10 protein-coding genes are annotated in these 14,481 nt (G+C 72.1%); 5 read left to right on the plus strand and 5 right to left on the minus strand.

Features of this window, described 5'->3' with window-relative positions:
- The first annotated feature begins 3 nt into the window (after positions 1-3).
- Positions 4-768, plus strand: coding sequence for a crotonase/enoyl-CoA hydratase family protein (locus ACFY5C_RS01775; protein WP_389439313.1), 765 nt, complete (start codon positions 4-6; stop codon positions 766-768).
- 386 nt (positions 769-1,154) lie between these two features.
- Complete coding sequence (locus ACFY5C_RS01780) at positions 1,155-2,264, plus strand: mechanosensitive ion channel family protein (protein WP_389439315.1); 1,110 nt, start codon at positions 1,155-1,157, stop codon at positions 2,262-2,264.
- Between the two features lie 14 nt (positions 2,265-2,278).
- On the opposite strand, the gene ACFY5C_RS01785 is transcribed toward ACFY5C_RS01780, so the two are convergent.
- Positions 2,279-3,847, minus strand: coding sequence for a M1 family metallopeptidase (locus ACFY5C_RS01785; protein ID WP_389439317.1), 1,569 nt, complete (start codon positions 3,845-3,847; stop codon positions 2,279-2,281).
- 235 nt (positions 3,848-4,082) lie between these two features.
- On the opposite strand from ACFY5C_RS01785, the gene ACFY5C_RS01790 reads away from it, so the two are divergent.
- Positions 4,083-6,302, plus strand: a complete 2,220-nt coding sequence (locus ACFY5C_RS01790) for an NADP-dependent isocitrate dehydrogenase (protein WP_389439319.1) — start codon at positions 4,083-4,085, stop codon at positions 6,300-6,302.
- Positions 6,303-6,410: 108 nt separating this feature from the next.
- Positions 6,411-7,199: an N-formylglutamate amidohydrolase gene (locus ACFY5C_RS01795; RefSeq protein ID WP_389439321.1), complete on the plus strand. Its 789-nt coding sequence runs from the start codon at positions 6,411-6,413 to the stop codon at positions 7,197-7,199.
- Between the two features lie 9 nt (positions 7,200-7,208).
- Here the strand turns inward: ACFY5C_RS01795 and ACFY5C_RS01800 are convergent, their stop codons facing one another.
- From ACFY5C_RS01800 to ACFY5C_RS01810, 3 genes are read right to left on the minus strand one after another with little or no spacing between them, the layout of a single operon-like run.
- Entirely contained in the window at positions 7,209-7,700 is a 492-nt protein-coding gene (locus ACFY5C_RS01800; protein ID WP_389440643.1) for a hypothetical protein, read from the minus strand.
- 8 nt (positions 7,701-7,708) lie between these two features.
- The gene (locus ACFY5C_RS01805) at positions 7,709-8,284 is read right to left on the minus strand and encodes a sigma-70 family RNA polymerase sigma factor (RefSeq protein ID WP_328877796.1); all 576 of its coding nucleotides are present in this window, start codon (positions 8,282-8,284) and stop codon (positions 7,709-7,711) included.
- Positions 8,285-8,343: 59 nt separating this feature from the next.
- The gene (locus ACFY5C_RS01810; protein ID WP_389439323.1) at positions 8,344-9,780 is read right to left on the minus strand and encodes a S8/S53 family peptidase; all 1,437 of its coding nucleotides are present in this window, start codon (positions 9,778-9,780) and stop codon (positions 8,344-8,346) included.
- A 148-nt stretch (positions 9,781-9,928) separates the two neighbouring features.
- On the opposite strand from ACFY5C_RS01810, the gene ACFY5C_RS01815 reads away from it, so the two are divergent.
- A complete protein-coding gene (locus ACFY5C_RS01815) occupies positions 9,929-12,496 on the plus strand; it encodes a CHAT domain-containing protein (RefSeq protein ID WP_389440644.1) in 2,568 nt (855 codons plus the stop codon).
- 27 nt (positions 12,497-12,523) lie between these two features.
- Here ACFY5C_RS01815 and ACFY5C_RS01820 read toward each other — a convergent pair whose 3' ends face one another.
- Positions 12,524-14,422 (minus strand): LuxR C-terminal-related transcriptional regulator, encoded by a 1,899-nt coding sequence (locus tag ACFY5C_RS01820; protein WP_389439325.1) that lies wholly within the window; start codon positions 14,420-14,422, stop codon positions 12,524-12,526.
- Positions 14,423-14,481 lie beyond the last annotated feature (59 nt).

The following is a 14,481-nucleotide window of genomic DNA, read 5'->3' on the forward strand; positions in this document are numbered from 1 at the left end:
GCCATGCCGGTCCGCGTCGAGCGCCAGGGGCACGTCACCACCGTCGTTCTCTCCCGACCGGAGGTCCGCAACGCGGTCGACGGGCCCACGGCCGCCGATCTCGCCGACGCCTTCCGGGAGTTCGACGCCGACGACGAGGCGCGGGTCGCGGTGCTGTGGGGCGAGGGTGGCACGTTCTGCGCGGGCGCCGACCTCAAGGCGCTCGGCAGCGGGCGGGGCAACGAGGTCACGGAGGACGGTGACGGCCCGATGGGGCCCACCCGGCTGCGGCTGTCCAAGCCGGTGATCGCGGCGGTCGCCGGGCACGCCGTGGCGGGAGGTCTTGAGCTGGCGCTGTGGTGCGATCTGCGGGTCGCCGAGGAGGACGCCGTCTTCGGGGTGTTCTGCCGCCGCTGGGGTGTGCCGCTGATCGACGGCGGCACGGTACGGCTGCCCCGGCTGATCGGCACCAGTCGCGCGATGGACATGATCCTGACCGGACGTGCGGTGCCGGCGAACGAGGCGTACGGGATGGGGCTCGCCAACCGTGTCGTGCCGAGCGGACGTGCCCGCGCCGAGGCCGAGGAACTGGCCGCCACGATCGCGCGGTTCCCGCAGGCGTGCCTGCGGGCCGACCGCGCCTCCGTGCTCGACCAGGAGGGACTGGCCGAACCGGCCGCGATGCGCGCCGAACTCCGGTACGGCATGGGCGTGTTGGCGGAGAGCCTTCAGGGCGCCTCCCGCTTCGCCTCCGGTGCGGGGCGGCACGGGTCGTTCTCGGACATGTGACGCGGTTCACCGCTGAGGCACTCCGTACGCCATCCCGCACCCCCACACCCCCATGCCCCGTCACTGCGGGAGCGTGCGCGGCGTACAGCGCCCCCTGGGCGGCGCTCGCGCATCAAGCGCGTCTCCGGAGGCGGCCGTTCCGCCCTCAAGGTGCCGGTAGTTCGAGGGAGAATGCCCGAAAGCGGCTGATGAGGCCCGCCGGCCGGCACTCCTGGTGCGAACACGTGTACCCGATACGGCAGGATGAGCCCTCGTGCCGGTCTCGGGGGACTGGGTGGTCGGTGCGACGGCACATCGCGGAATCGAGCAGGTGACAACGTGACGAGACTTCACATCCGGCCGTCGGCGAAGGGGTTCGCCGCAGCTTCTCTCCCCGGGGGTGACCGGTGACGCGAGCACTCACGGTGGACGACCTGGTGATCGCCGGGATCGCGCTGGCGGCGGGGTTGCTCGCGGCCTTCCTGCTGCGGATGCTGCTGCGCTGGCTGGGCAAGCACGCCGACCGCACCCGCTGGAGCGGCGACGACCTCATCGTGGACACGCTGCGCACCGTGGTGCCGTGGGCGGCGTTCCTGGGCGGCGCGGCCTCCGCCGGCGCCGCGCTGCCGCTGACGAAGACGGTCCAGCACAACGTCAACCAGATCCTGACGGTGCTGCTCATCTTCGTCGTGACGCTGTCGGTGGCCCGCGGCATCGCCGGGCTGATGCGGACGGTCACCCAGTCCCGCCCCGGGGTCGCGGGTTCGGCCACGATCTTCGTCAACATCACCCGGGTCCTGATCCTGGCCATCGGTTTCCTGGTGGTGCTGCAGACCCTCGGCATCTCCATAGCGCCCCTGCTCACCGCGCTGGGCGTCGGTGGTCTGGCGGTCGCGCTGGCCCTGCAGGACACGCTCGCCAACCTCTTCGCGGGCATCCACATCCTCGCCTCCAAGACCGTCCAGCCCGGCGACTACATCCGGCTGAGCAGCGGCGAGGAGGGCTACGTCGAGGACATCAACTGGCGTCAGACGACCGTGCGCGCGCTCTCCAACAACCTGATCGTCATCCCCAACGGGGAACTCGCGAAGACGAACATGACCAACTTCATGCGTCCCGAGCAGGAGTTGACGATCCTGCTCCAGGTCGGCGTCGCCTACGACAGTGACCTGGACCATGTCGAGAGGGTGACGAACGAGGTCATCGCCGAGGTGATGTCCGAGGTCGAGGGCGCTCTCCCGGACCACGAGCCGATCATCCGCTTCCACACCTTCGGCGACTCCCGGATCGGCTTCACGGTCATCCTGGGCGTCGGCGAGTTCAGCGACCAGTACCGGATCAAGCACGAGTTCATCAAGCGCCTGCACAAGCGCTACCGCGCGGAGGGCATCCGCATTCCGGCGCCCACCCGGACGGTGACGGTCCAGCAGGGGGCGGTGTCGATTCCGCAGCAGTCGATACCGCATCCGCGCCTTCCCGGAGAGGCGGACGAGGTGACCCCCGTCCGCCTCGACTGACTGCCCGGACGTGCCTAGAGGGTGGCCGAGTTGTCGTGGGACCGGCTGCCCTTGCGGCTGTGCGGCGCGGCGAGGGACGGGTTCACCGGGGTGACCGTCCAGTCCGGGTGCCCCGGCATCCGCGGCGTCTTCGTGCCGTACAGCCAGTCCCGCAGGAACCCGGACACATCCTGACCGGAGACCTCGGAGGCGACGGTGATGTAGTCCTCCGTCGACGCCGAGGAGTTGCGGTACCGGGCGAGGAAGGCCCGCTCGAGGGCGTCGAAGGCCTGCTCGCCGACGAGGTTGCGCAGCGCGTACAGCACCAGGACGCCACCCAGATAGCGCTGGCTGTCGAACAGGTTCACCGCGTTCGGTGCCGCGACCGGCCCCGAGTCGTGGCGCCACTGGTCGCCGCGCGCGTAGGTGTCCTTCATGCGGGCTTCCATGGTGGTCAGGCCCAGGGAGTCGGGCCAGCCGCGCTCGTAGCGATAGAGGAGCCCGTAGAAGTCGGCATGGCCCTCGTTGATCCACAGGTCGGCCCAGGTGGCGGGGCTGACGCTGTTGCCGAAGTAGGAGTGGACCAGCTCGTGCATCATGTGCGAGCCGATCTTCGGCTCTGCCTGGAGCAGGTAGTTCGGCTTGTAGATGGTGAGGGTCTGGGTCTCCAGGCCCGTGAAGTCGAAGGCGTTCGGGTCGTCGGAGTTGCAGGGCAGCAGTCCGTACGTCTCGAAGGGATACGCCCCGAGCCGCGCTTCCAGCCATGCCACGATCCCCGGTGTGAGCGCGAGGGCCGGCTCCAGCGCCTCGGCCCGTGCGGTCGGGACGACGTCCCGCAGCGGGAGGCCGTGCGGGCCCTGCCGCTGCTTCACCACGTAGTCGCCGACCGTTATCTGGATCAGCTCCGTGGCCATGGGCTCACGGGAGCGGTATGTGTAAGCCGTACGGTCCCCGCCCAGGCGCTGGGTACGCACGAGCCGGCCGGTCGCCACGCCGCTCAGCCCGCTCGGGACGACGAGGCGGAAGGAGAAGTCGGCCTTGTCGGACGGGTGGTCGTTGCAGGGAAAGACGGTGTGGGCCAAGTTCGGCTGGCAGCACACGGCGAACCCGTCGGGCGTGTCGACCCAGCCGGTGTGCGGCTGCGGAATTCGGCGCGGGTCCGCCGAGTACTCGACGCAGACGGTGACCCGGCACTGGGCCGGCAGGGTCCGGGCGGGCGTGATGCGCAGCTTCTCGTCGACCTGCTCGAACGTGGCCTTGCGGCCGTCGACGCGGACGGAGCGGATGTCGAGGCCGAGGGAGTCGAGGGAGAAGCGGGTGAGGGCCTGGGTGGTGCGGATCTTCAGGGTCGCGGTGGCGTCGACCAGGCGGGTCGTGGCGTCGTAGGAGAAGTCGAGGTGGTAGGCGGCGACGCGGTAGCCGTCGTTGCCGAGCGCCGGGTAGACGGGGTCACCGAGGGTCTCGGGGCCCGGGGTGCCGGAGGTCTTGGCGGCCGGCGTCCCCGTCAGTGCCGGCGTCGCGTGGGCGGAGGGGGCGGCGGCAAGGGCCGCTGCCGTGCCGATCAGGGCGGCCGCGGGGGCCGTCACTCTGCTGCGATATCTCATGGTCCGCTTTCGCTCGGGTGGCCGGATGGTCAGGGCCGGCCGCCGGATCGGTGGTGATCGCCTTACATGACTGTGCGATCAGGCGATCCGGTTGCACGGAGGCGGTACATCCGTTTGCGCGGATTCGAGATGTCGGAAAACTTCCGGCAGCTCTGTGCGGACCCCTGTCGATGATCGATCGATCACGAGATATCTTGATGTCGAGCAATGTTGCAGACGTGGAGCGGAGCACCCGGTGACTGACTCGACCATCATCTATACGCACACTGACGAGGCCCCCGCCCTGGCGACGTATTCCTTCCTGCCGGTGGTCCAGGCGTACGCCTCGCAGGCGGGTGTCGCCGTGGAGACGCGGGACATCTCGCTGGCCGGCCGTATCATCGCGGTGTTCCCGGAGTACCTGACCGAGGACCAGCGCATCCCGGACGCCCTGGCCGAGCTCGGTGAGCTCGCCAAGACGCCCGCGGCCAACATCATCAAGCTGCCGAACATCTCGGCCTCGATCCCGCAGCTCAAGGCCGCCGTCGCCGAGCTCCAGGGCCAGGGCTACGCGCTGCCGAACTACCCGGACGACCCGAAGACCGACGAGGAGCGGGAGATCCAGGCCCGCTACGACAAGGTCAAGGGCTCCGCCGTGAACCCGGTCCTGCGTGAGGGCAACTCCGACCGGCGCGCCCCCGCCTCGGTCAAGAACTACGCCAAGGCCCACCCGCACCGCATGGGCGCCTGGTCCGCCGAGTCCAAGACGAACGTGGCGACCATGGGCCGGAACGACTTCCGCTCCACCGAGAAGTCCGTCGTGATCTCCGAGCCCGGCGCGCTCAGGATCGAGCACGTCGCCGAGGACGGCACGACCACCGTCCTGCGCGAGTCCGTACCGGTCCTCGCCGGTGAGGTCGTCGACGCCTCCGTGATGCACGTGGCCGAGCTGCGCGAGTTCCTCACCGCGCAGATCGCCGAGGCCAAGGCCCAGGGCGTGCTGTTCTCCGTGCACCTGAAGGCCACGATGATGAAGGTCTCCGACCCGATCGTCTTCGGCCACGTGGTCCGCGCCTTCTTCCCGAAGACCTTCGAGCAGTACGGCGCGGCCCTCGCCGCCGCCGGCCTGTCCCCGAACGACGGTCTGGGCGGCATCCTCAAGGGCTTGGGCGCGCTGCCGAACGGCGCCGAGATCCAGGCGTCCTTCGAGGCGGAGCTCGCCGAGGGCCCGGAGCTGGCCATGGTCGACTCCGACAAGGGCATCACCAACCTGCACGTGCCGTCCGACGTGATCGTCGACGCCTCGATGCCGGCCATGATCCGCACCTCCGGTCACATGTGGGGCCCGGACGGGCAGGAGGCCGACACCCTGGCCGTGCTGCCGGACTCCTCCTACGCCGGCGTCTACCAGGCCGTGATCGACGACTGCCGTGCGAACGGCGCCTACGACCCGTCGACGATGGGCTCCGTCCCGAACGTCGGTCTGATGGCGCAGAAGGCCGAGGAGTACGGCTCGCACGACAAGACCTTCGAGGCCAAGGCCGCGGGTACGATCCGCCTGGTCGACCAGGCCGGCAACGTCGTGATCGAGCAGGCGGTCTCCGCCGGTGACATCTTCCGTGCCTGCCAGACCAAGGACGCCCCGATCAAGGACTGGGTGAAGCTGGCCGTCACCCGCGCCCGCGCCACCGGCGACCCGGCCGTCTTCTGGCTGGACGAGACCCGCGCGCACGACGCCAACCTGATCGCCAAGGTCAACGCGTACCTGCCGGAGCACGACACCGAGGGCCTGGACATCCGTATCCTCGCCCCGGTCGACGCCACCAAGCTGTCGGTGGAGCGCATCCGCCGCGGCGAGAACACCATCTCGGTGACCGGCAACGTCCTGCGTGACTACCTCACGGACCTCTTCCCCATCCTGGAGCTGGGCACCAGCGCCAAGATGCTGTCGGTCGTCCCGCTGATGGCGGGCGGCGGCCTGTTCGAGACGGGCGCCGGCGGCTCCGCGCCGAAGCACGTCCAGCAGCTGGTCAAGGAGGACTACCTGCGCTGGGACTCCCTCGGTGAGTTCTTCGCGCTGGTGCCGTCCCTGGAGCAGTACGCGACGGCCACCGGCAACACCCGCGCCCAGGTCCTCGCCGACACCCTCGACCGCGCCACGGCGACCTTCCTCAACGAGGACAAGTCCCCGACCCGTCGCGTCGGCGGCATCGACAACCGCGGCAGCCACTTCTACCTGTCCCTGTACTGGGCGCAGGAGCTGGCCAGGCAGACCGACGACGCGGACCTGGCGAAGGCCTTCGCCCCGCTCGCCGAGACGCTCACCGCGGGCGAGCAGAAGATCGTCGAGGAGCTGAACGCCGTCCAGGGCAAGCCGGCCGATATCGGCGGCTACTACCAGCCCGACCCGGCCAAGGCCGCCGCGGTCATGCGCCCGTCGGCCACCTGGAACGAGGCGCTCGCCTCGCTGAGCTGACCCGTCGGGCCCGAAGGGCTCGCCGTCTCCGCCCCGACCGGTGCACCGCCCGGCCGGGGCGGAGTCATTTCCGGCCCCGCCCCTGACCAGAACGCCTTGAGAGCCCCCATGTCTGCTTCCTACGAGCTGCTGCCCGGCGCCGCCGACTCCCCCGTGATCCTGCACGTCCCGCACTCCGCCCGCCGGATCCCCGCCGATGCGCGGGCCTCGATCGTGCTGGACGACCGGGCTCTGGAGCGCGAACTCGACCACATCACCGACGCGCACACCGCCGAGCTCGCCGAGGCGGCGGCCGAGCGGGCGTCGCTCCCTCCCTGGCAGTTCGTCAACCGGCTCTCCCGGCTGGTCGTCGATCCGGAGCGGTTCCCGGACGAGCGGGAGGAGATGCTGGCCGTGGGCATGGGCGCGGTCTACACACGGACCACGCATCTCGCGGATCTACGGCCGGCCGGCACGGACCCGGAACCGCTCGTCGAGCGGTACTTCCGGCCGTACGCGAAAGCCATGACGGCCGCCGTGGCCGATCGCCTGGCCGCCACCGGGCGAGCCGTGATCATCGACGTGCACTCCTATCCGACCGCCCGCCTCCCCTACGAACTCCACGGCGATGGCCGGCGGCCGCCGGTCTGCCTGGGCACCGACTCGTTCCACACGCCGCCCCAGCTGCTTGCCGCCGCCCGGGAGGCGTTCGCGCCGTGCGGGGAGACGGGGCTGGACAGTCCGTTCAGCGGTACGTACGTACCGCTGGAGTTCTACGGCAGTGAGCCCCGGGTCGGCGCGCTGATGATCGAGATTCGCCGGGACACGTACATGACCGAGCCGGGCGGCCCCGCTGGTGCGGGGCTCACCCGGCTCTCGGCGGCACTGGCGGCGCTGGTGGACGCCGCCGCTCGCTGACCCTGTGGCTCAGGCCCGCAGCCACTCCGTGACGACGACCTCCGCGCCGGTCCGCAGTCGCAGCGCGAAGGGGCCGTTCGGCGGTGCGTCGCTGGTGAAGCGGCCCATGTCGTCGGCCACCACCGGGGTGGCCGTCTGCGGGCCGCCCAGCACCTCGATCCGGGCCTGCTGGGGCGGCAGGACCTGCCCCATCAGCCCCTGCGCGGTCACCTCCACGTCAACGGTCACCTCGCCCGCGCGGAAGGTCAGCATCCGCGGCACGTCCGTGGCCCCCCTGACCGGAATGGCGTCCACCACCGAGTCGAAGGTCAACTCGGCGATACGGGCGTCGAGGTCGTGCAGTGCGAAGGCCTCGACGGCGAGCTGCCGCAGGTGGGCCGGCACGGGGTCCAGGATGGCGGCGGCCTGGCGGAGTTCCTCCTCCAGCAGTTCGATGTCGAATCCGTCGTCGCCGGACCCGTTGTGGTCGACGGGCTCCTCGCCGGTCGCTTCGTCGTGCATGTCGTCGTTCACAGCGCTCCCCGTGCGTCGAGTCGGGCCCTCAGCCGGCGCAGACAGCGCTGCCGCAGCGGCCCGATGCTGCCCACGGCGATGCCCAGTGCGGCGGACACCTCCTGGTAGCTGGGCGGCGGCGAGGCCATCAGCACGCGCAGCAACTGGCGGCAGCGGTCGCCCAGTTCCTCGAACTCCTGCCACATCCAGCGGATGCGCTCGGACTCGGCGGCGGCCTCCTCGGAGTCCAGGAGCGACTGTTCGGGCGTACGTTCCTCGCTGACCCGGTCCAGCAGCTGCGGATCGCTCGTCACGGTCAGCCGCCTTAAGCTCTTGAGCACCTTGAGGCACTCGTGCCGTGCGGTGCTCGCGAGCCAGGACCCGGCCTTCTCGGGTTCTCGGATGCGCCCGAGGTGCTGGGCGAAACGGAACCACACGGTCTGGTACACCTCGTGGGCGTCGGCGTCATTGAGCCGGTGCGCGCGCACGACGGACCACACCAGTGGGCTCATTCCCTCCACGAGCGCCTTCCAGGCCGCCGCGTCGCCGTCGACGGCGGACTGGACCAACGCACCGACATCTGCACGGTCCACAGCCCCACCCCTCGTGTACGGCAAGTCATCGTACGCCGCGGAGGGGGCAGTTCCGACCCTCATGAGCCAGGAGCCGGCGGTGCGACGGGGACAGGGCGCCAGGTCGGGGGGCGTAGCGCGGGTACATGCGCCCCCCGCACCTCCGCGAACCCGGTGTTCGCCGCGAGCATCTTGTACCGGGCGACCCGCGGGTCGTTCTCCTGCTGGGTGCTCATGTGGGTGGCGATCATCGCGGCGACGACGGGAGTGGCGAACGAGGTGCCGCTCCAGTGCGCGAACCCCTCGAACATCACCTGGTCGGGTTTGGTGCCGCCGCTTGTGCCCGCCTCGCTCAACAGGCCGGTGTGGCGCGGGGAGACGCAGGAGCAGGAGTAGCCGAAGCCGTACCGGCAGGCGTCGTAGGTGGAGTGCTGGTAGACGTACGGCACGGGCGTGTCGAAGCCGGTGAGGACGCTGGTGAGGCGCTCGCCGGGCGCGTACACCTTGACCCAGGGGCCGTGGTTGCTGAAGCAGGCGCCGAACTCGCCGTCGCCACGCAGGGCGCCGACCGACAGCACGGTGTCCTGATAGTCGGGCAGGTCTGCGTAGGCGGCGGGCCAGAAGGGCGTCGCGCTGCCGTTGTTGCCGGCCGCGGCGACGAGCAGGGTGCGCTGTCCGCGCAGTTCCTGCATGAAGGCCTCGACGCCGAGCAGGCCGTCGGTGCGGCCGTTGGAGGTCCCGGCGGAGAGGCTGAGGATGTCGGGCCAGCCGCCGGCGTCGACGGCCTCGAAGAGCTTCTCGCCGAACTCGGACTCCAGGATGGCGCCCGCGTCGTTGAGGGAGTTGCGGACCGTGATGTTCGTGTTCGGCGCGACGGCGGCGACGAGGCCCGCGATGAACGTGCCGTGACCGACGTACTGCTGGAGGACGCCGTCGTCGTCGCACTCCTTGAGCTGCGCGTCGCCGTCGGTGTGGGCGAGCAGCGGGGAGGACCGGAAGTCGTTCATGAGGCCGGTGTCGATGACGAGGACGCCGACGGCGGTGTCCGGGTCGTGGGCGCCCTCGGCCAGGGCGGGGTTGAGCTGCTCGGTGGCCGGGACGGGCACGGGTTCGTCGCCGGGACAGGAGTTGACCGCGATCGACACCAGGTGGTTGCGGCTGACCAGGCGGCGCCGGGCCCGGCCCTCCGTCTCGCGCAGGGCGCGCAGGGCGTGCGCGACGGGACGGTCACCTGCCCGGTCGCCCTCGCCGGGGTCGCCGACCTGGATGCGGGTGATGCCCGAGCGGTTGGTCTGCGGGCTCACGCGCCGCACGTTGTCCTGCACGAGGTCGGGCTCGGCGGTGAAGTGCGCGCGTACGGTGTCCTCGACGAGGCGGGCGTCCTCGCCGTCGCGGACCAGCACATAGCCCTTCTCGTAGATGAACTCGGCGGAGTCGTCCGGTCCCATCGCGAGGGGGACGTCGGGCATGGAGCGTTGGATCTGCTCGAACTGCTCGTGGAATCGCTGTGGTGCCATGGCGGGTCCTCCCCCTGAGGCGGCGTTCATCAGTCAGAGCTGTGCCGTCGCTGATTGATACAGCGCCAAACCGGTGTGGCACAGTTCCGCGGCAACTACCATCCGTGGAGTGACAGCGGGAAGCGAATCGGTTCTCGAACTGCTGCCGATGGTGTTCGCCGCCCCGAACGACGCGCTGGCGAGGGCGGAAGGGGTGCTCGACGCCGATCCGACGCCGTTGCACGCCTCCGTCGCGCACCAGGTGATCGGCATCTGGCAGCGGGACTGGGGCGACATGCGCATCGCCCTGTATCACCTGCGGCGTGCCCGGGACCTCGCGGCACGCGCGGAGTCGGCCGACCGGGAGGCGGACGTCCTGGCCGCGCTCGGGGTCGCGCTGGTGCACGCGGGGCGCACTCAGCAGGGGCTGGCCGCGCTGGAGCGCGGTGTCGAACGCGGCAGCGGGCACACACGCGCGCGCGTGCTGTTCCGCCGGGCCTACGCCCGCTGGGTGCTGGGCCATCACCGGGAGGCGCTGGAGGACGTACGCAAGGCGATACCCGTGCTGCGGCAGATGGAGGACGTCATCTGGACGGCGCGGGCGCTGACCCTGCGGGCGACCGTGCATCTGGCGGTCGGCGCGGTGGACCGGGCGGACGCCGACTTCACCGCGGCCGAGGCGCTGTGGGACACCACGGGCCAGGAGCACGACAAGGCCGACGCGGTGGAGAGCCGGGGTCTCGCGGCGTTCCGGTCGGGCGACATCCCGGCCGCGCTGCGGCTGCTCGACGAGGCCGAGGAACGGTACGCCAAGCTCGGCACGCCGACCTTCATGCTCAACATCCGCCGCTGCGAGGTGCTGATGGCCGCCGGGCTGGCCCGGGAGGCGCTGACCGAGGCCGACGCGGCGATCGCCGTGCTCGACGGCATCGGCGGCCAGTCCACCCGCAAGGCCGAGTTGCTGCTTGCAGCCGCGCGTGCCGCCCGGCTGGCGGGCGAGGCGCACACCGCGATCGCGCGCGCCGACATGGCCGTACGGCTGTTCGCGGGCCAGCGCCGCGGCTGGTGGGAGACGCATGCCCGGCTGGTGCTGATCGAGGCGCGGGTGGCCGCCGGGCGCAGTTCGGGGCGGCTGGTGGCCGACACGGCGGCGGTCGCCGAACGGCTGGCTTCCTTCGGCGCGCCGGCCGCGCCGGCGGCCTCGCTGCTCGCCGGCCGGATCGCGCTCGGTCTGGGCTGGCGGGCCGACGCCGAGCAGCATCTGGCGGTCGCCGCCCGCAGCAGGCGCAGCGGGCCGCCGCTGGCGCGGATGACGGGCTGGGCGGCGCAGGCGCTGCGGGCCCAGGCGGCCGGGTCGGGGCGCGGCGTCCTGGAGGCCTGTCGGCGCGGCCTGGACGTCCTCGATGCCCACCGCATGACGCTGGGCGCCTCGGAGTTGCGTGCCCGCGCCACCGAGCAGGGTGCGGAGCTGGCCGCGCTGGCCCAGCAGGCCAGCCTCGACTCCGGCAGTCCACGCCGGCTGCTGGTGTGGAGCGAGCGCTGGCGGGCCACCGCGCTGTCGACCCCGCCGACGCGGCCGCCCGCGGACCCGGAGCTGCAGAGCAACCTGACGGCGTTCCGGGAGATCGCGGCCCGCGCGGAGGCCGCCCGCATGGAGGCACGTCCCGTTCCGGCCCTGGAACGCGAACAGCGGCGCCTGGAGCGGGAGATACGCTCCCGGACCCTGCACATGCGCGGCGACGCACCCGAAGACGGCTACCGCTTCGACCCGGGCCGGCTGCTGGAGCGGCTGGGCGACGACGTACGGCTGGCCGAACTCGCCGTGCTGGACGGGCGGGTTCAGGTGCTGCTGTGCGGTCAGGGGCGGGTGCGCCGGTACGAGGCCGGGCTGCTGGCCGATGCGGAGCGGGAGGCCGAGCACGTCCAGGCCGGGCTACGGCGGCTGGCCCACCCGGGTGCCGAGGGGCGGCTCGCGGTGGTGGAGGCCGCGGGGCGGCGCCTGGAGGAGCTGCTCCTCGGTCCGGCCGCGGCCCATCTGGGCGGCGGCCCCGTGGTGGTCGTACCGCCGGCCCGGCTGCACCGGGTGCCGTGGGCGCTGCTGCCGTCGCTGCGGGAGCGGGTCCTGAGCGTCTCGCCGTCGGCGAGCAGCTGGCTGCGCGCCCGGGAGACCGAGCCGCCGCCCGGTGGCCGGCATGTGCTGGTGCGCGGGCCTGGGCTGGCGACCGGTGGCGCGGAGGTGCCGCACCTGGCCGGCCGGTACGGCGGGTCGGTCGTGCTGGAGTACGCGGACGCGCGCGTGCCGCGTGTCCTCGCAGAGCTGGACGGGGCCGAGCTGGCGCACATCGCGGCACACGGCACGTTCCGCGCGGACAGCCCGCTCTTCTCGGACCTGCGGATGGCCGACGGGCCGCTCATCGTCCATGACTTCGAGCGCCTCGACCGCAGCCCGTACCGGATCATCCTCTCCTGCTGTGACACCGCCCGCTTCGCCTCCGTAGGCGCCGACGAACTGCTCGGCCTGGTCACCGCCCTGCTGCCGCTGGGCACGGCGGGCGTGGTGGCGAGCAGCGCTCCGGTCAACGACGCTGCGGTGGTGCCGCTGATGCTCGCACTGCACAAGGGGCTGAGCCAGGGCCTGTCCCTGGCGGAGGCGCTGCGCGACGCGCGGGCGGCTCTGCCGGGGGACGCGCTGCATCAGGCGACGGGGTGGGCGTTCTCGGCGTTCGGGGCCGCCTGATCCCGGTGCCCGGCCTGAACAACTCCCTTACGCCGACTGCGCGTCCGGCAGTTCCACCAGCCACGGCAGGGCGCCTCGGTCGCCGGCGCCGAGGCGGGCGTAGGCGCTGTAGAGGTGGTTGCCGACCGTGCGGACGGAGAGAGTCAGCTTCTCGGCGATCTGGCGGTTGCTCAGGCCGGTTGCCGCGAGGGTGACGATCTGGCGCTGCCGGGTGGTCAGTTCGCCGAGGACCAGGCCGGACAGGGCCGGGGTGCGGGCGCCCTGGCAGCGGCGGGCCAGGGCGACGGCACGCGTGCGTGCGGTGCGGGCGGCACGCGGGTCGCGGTGGGCCCGTACGGCATGGGCGTGCGCCTCGGCCGCGAACAGCAGGAAGCCGCGCTGCTCCAGCTCCGCGGCCACCCGGTCCAGCGCGGGGCCGTCGCCACGGTCGAGCGCGGCGGCGTGCTCGGCGAAGACGCCGGTCAGACGGCCCGCGGCGCGCTCCGGGTCGCCGAGGCGGACCGCGTCGTAGGCATGGCCGGTCCCGTCGGCGAGTCCGCGGGCCGCTGTCGGCTGGGTGACCGCCCCACCCCCGTGGGGGCGGCCACCCAGGATCTTGTGCGCAGCCGTCGGATCGCCCGACTGCGCTGCGGCGAGGGCGAGTTCGAGACGGCAGGACGGATCGTCGCCGCCGCCGCGCAGGCCCTCCCGCGCCCATGCCGCCGCCTCACGCAACTCGCCGCGCAGCCGCGCGAACCCGGCGCGCACCGCCGCGTATCCGGCCGGCACCGGCATGCCTTCGGCGACCAGCCACTCCCCCACCGGCGTCGGCAGCGCTCGTACGTCCGCCCGCTCGATGGCGCCGGTCAGTGCGGCGCGCTCGGCGTCGAGCGCGGTCTCGCATCCGTCCGTCGTACGGGACAGCCGCCTCGCCCGCAGCCGGCCGGCCGCAGCCCGCAGCACCGGGCCGTGCAGGGGGTGGGCGAGGCGGACGCCGCCCTGGTCGTCGACGTGGACCAGGGAGTCGGCCTCCAGGCGCTCCAGGGCGCGAAGATCCAGGCGGTGTGGCTCCCGGCCCTGTTCCAGATCCTGTTCGAGACCCTCTTGCGGATCCGGTTCCAGAGCCAGGGGCAACGGTTCGGCGAAGGCCAGGCGTTCGAGGATCTCGCGCTCTTCGGGACAGGCGCGGTCGAGGACCTGTGCCGTGTGCTCGCGCACCGTCGCGGTCACCGGCACCGGGCCGCGCCAGGCCCACTCGTCCGAGTCCGGGTCCGAGGCCGTCCCCGAGGCTGGGCCCGCTTCGGCGACCCGGCGGAGCAGCCCGCGCTCGCGCACCGCACCGACCAGGTCGCGCAGCAGCCGCAGGTCCCCCCGGCACAGGCGGTGCAGCCGGTTCACGGTGAGTGGTTCGAGGCCGCCGCCGCCGAGTGCGGTTCCGGCCGCCAGCAGTTGGGCGGTCTCCTCGCGAGGCAGCGGTTCCAGGGTGAGGCGGGGCAGGAGTTCGCCGGTCCACAGCCGGGAGATCGCGCCCGGGGCCGGGACGCCGTCGGTGGTGACGACCAGGAGACGGGTGCGTCCGTGCACCGCCAGTTGGTGGACGAGGGCGGCGGAGGCGTCGTCGAGCAGGTGCGCGTCGTCGACCAGGAGCAGCCGTACGCCGACCAGGTGCTGGAAGGCGCCGTGCAGGGAGGCCGACTCCGGTACGAGGTGTGCGAACGCGGCGAAGCGGATCCGGCCGGTCTCGGGGGTCCCGGCCACCCGGGCGCATTCGGTGCCGCGGACGGCCTCGGTGACGAGGCGGGTCTTGCCGCAGCCCGCCGGACCCGTGATCACGAGGCCCTGGCGGCCCGCGGTCAAGGACCCGCGCACCAGCTCGAGTTCGTCCTCCCGGCCGGTGAACGGCCAGGGCAACTCCAGGGCCTTCGTGTCACGTTCGAAGTTCGTCACGGCAATAGGAGCGCGGTGACTCACCCTTGATACAGGTGTACTTGAGTAGCCCTCGACTC

This window comes from Streptomyces sp. NPDC012935 (assembly GCF_042900345.1).
GTDB lineage: Bacteria > Actinomycetota > Actinomycetes > Streptomycetales > Streptomycetaceae > Streptomyces.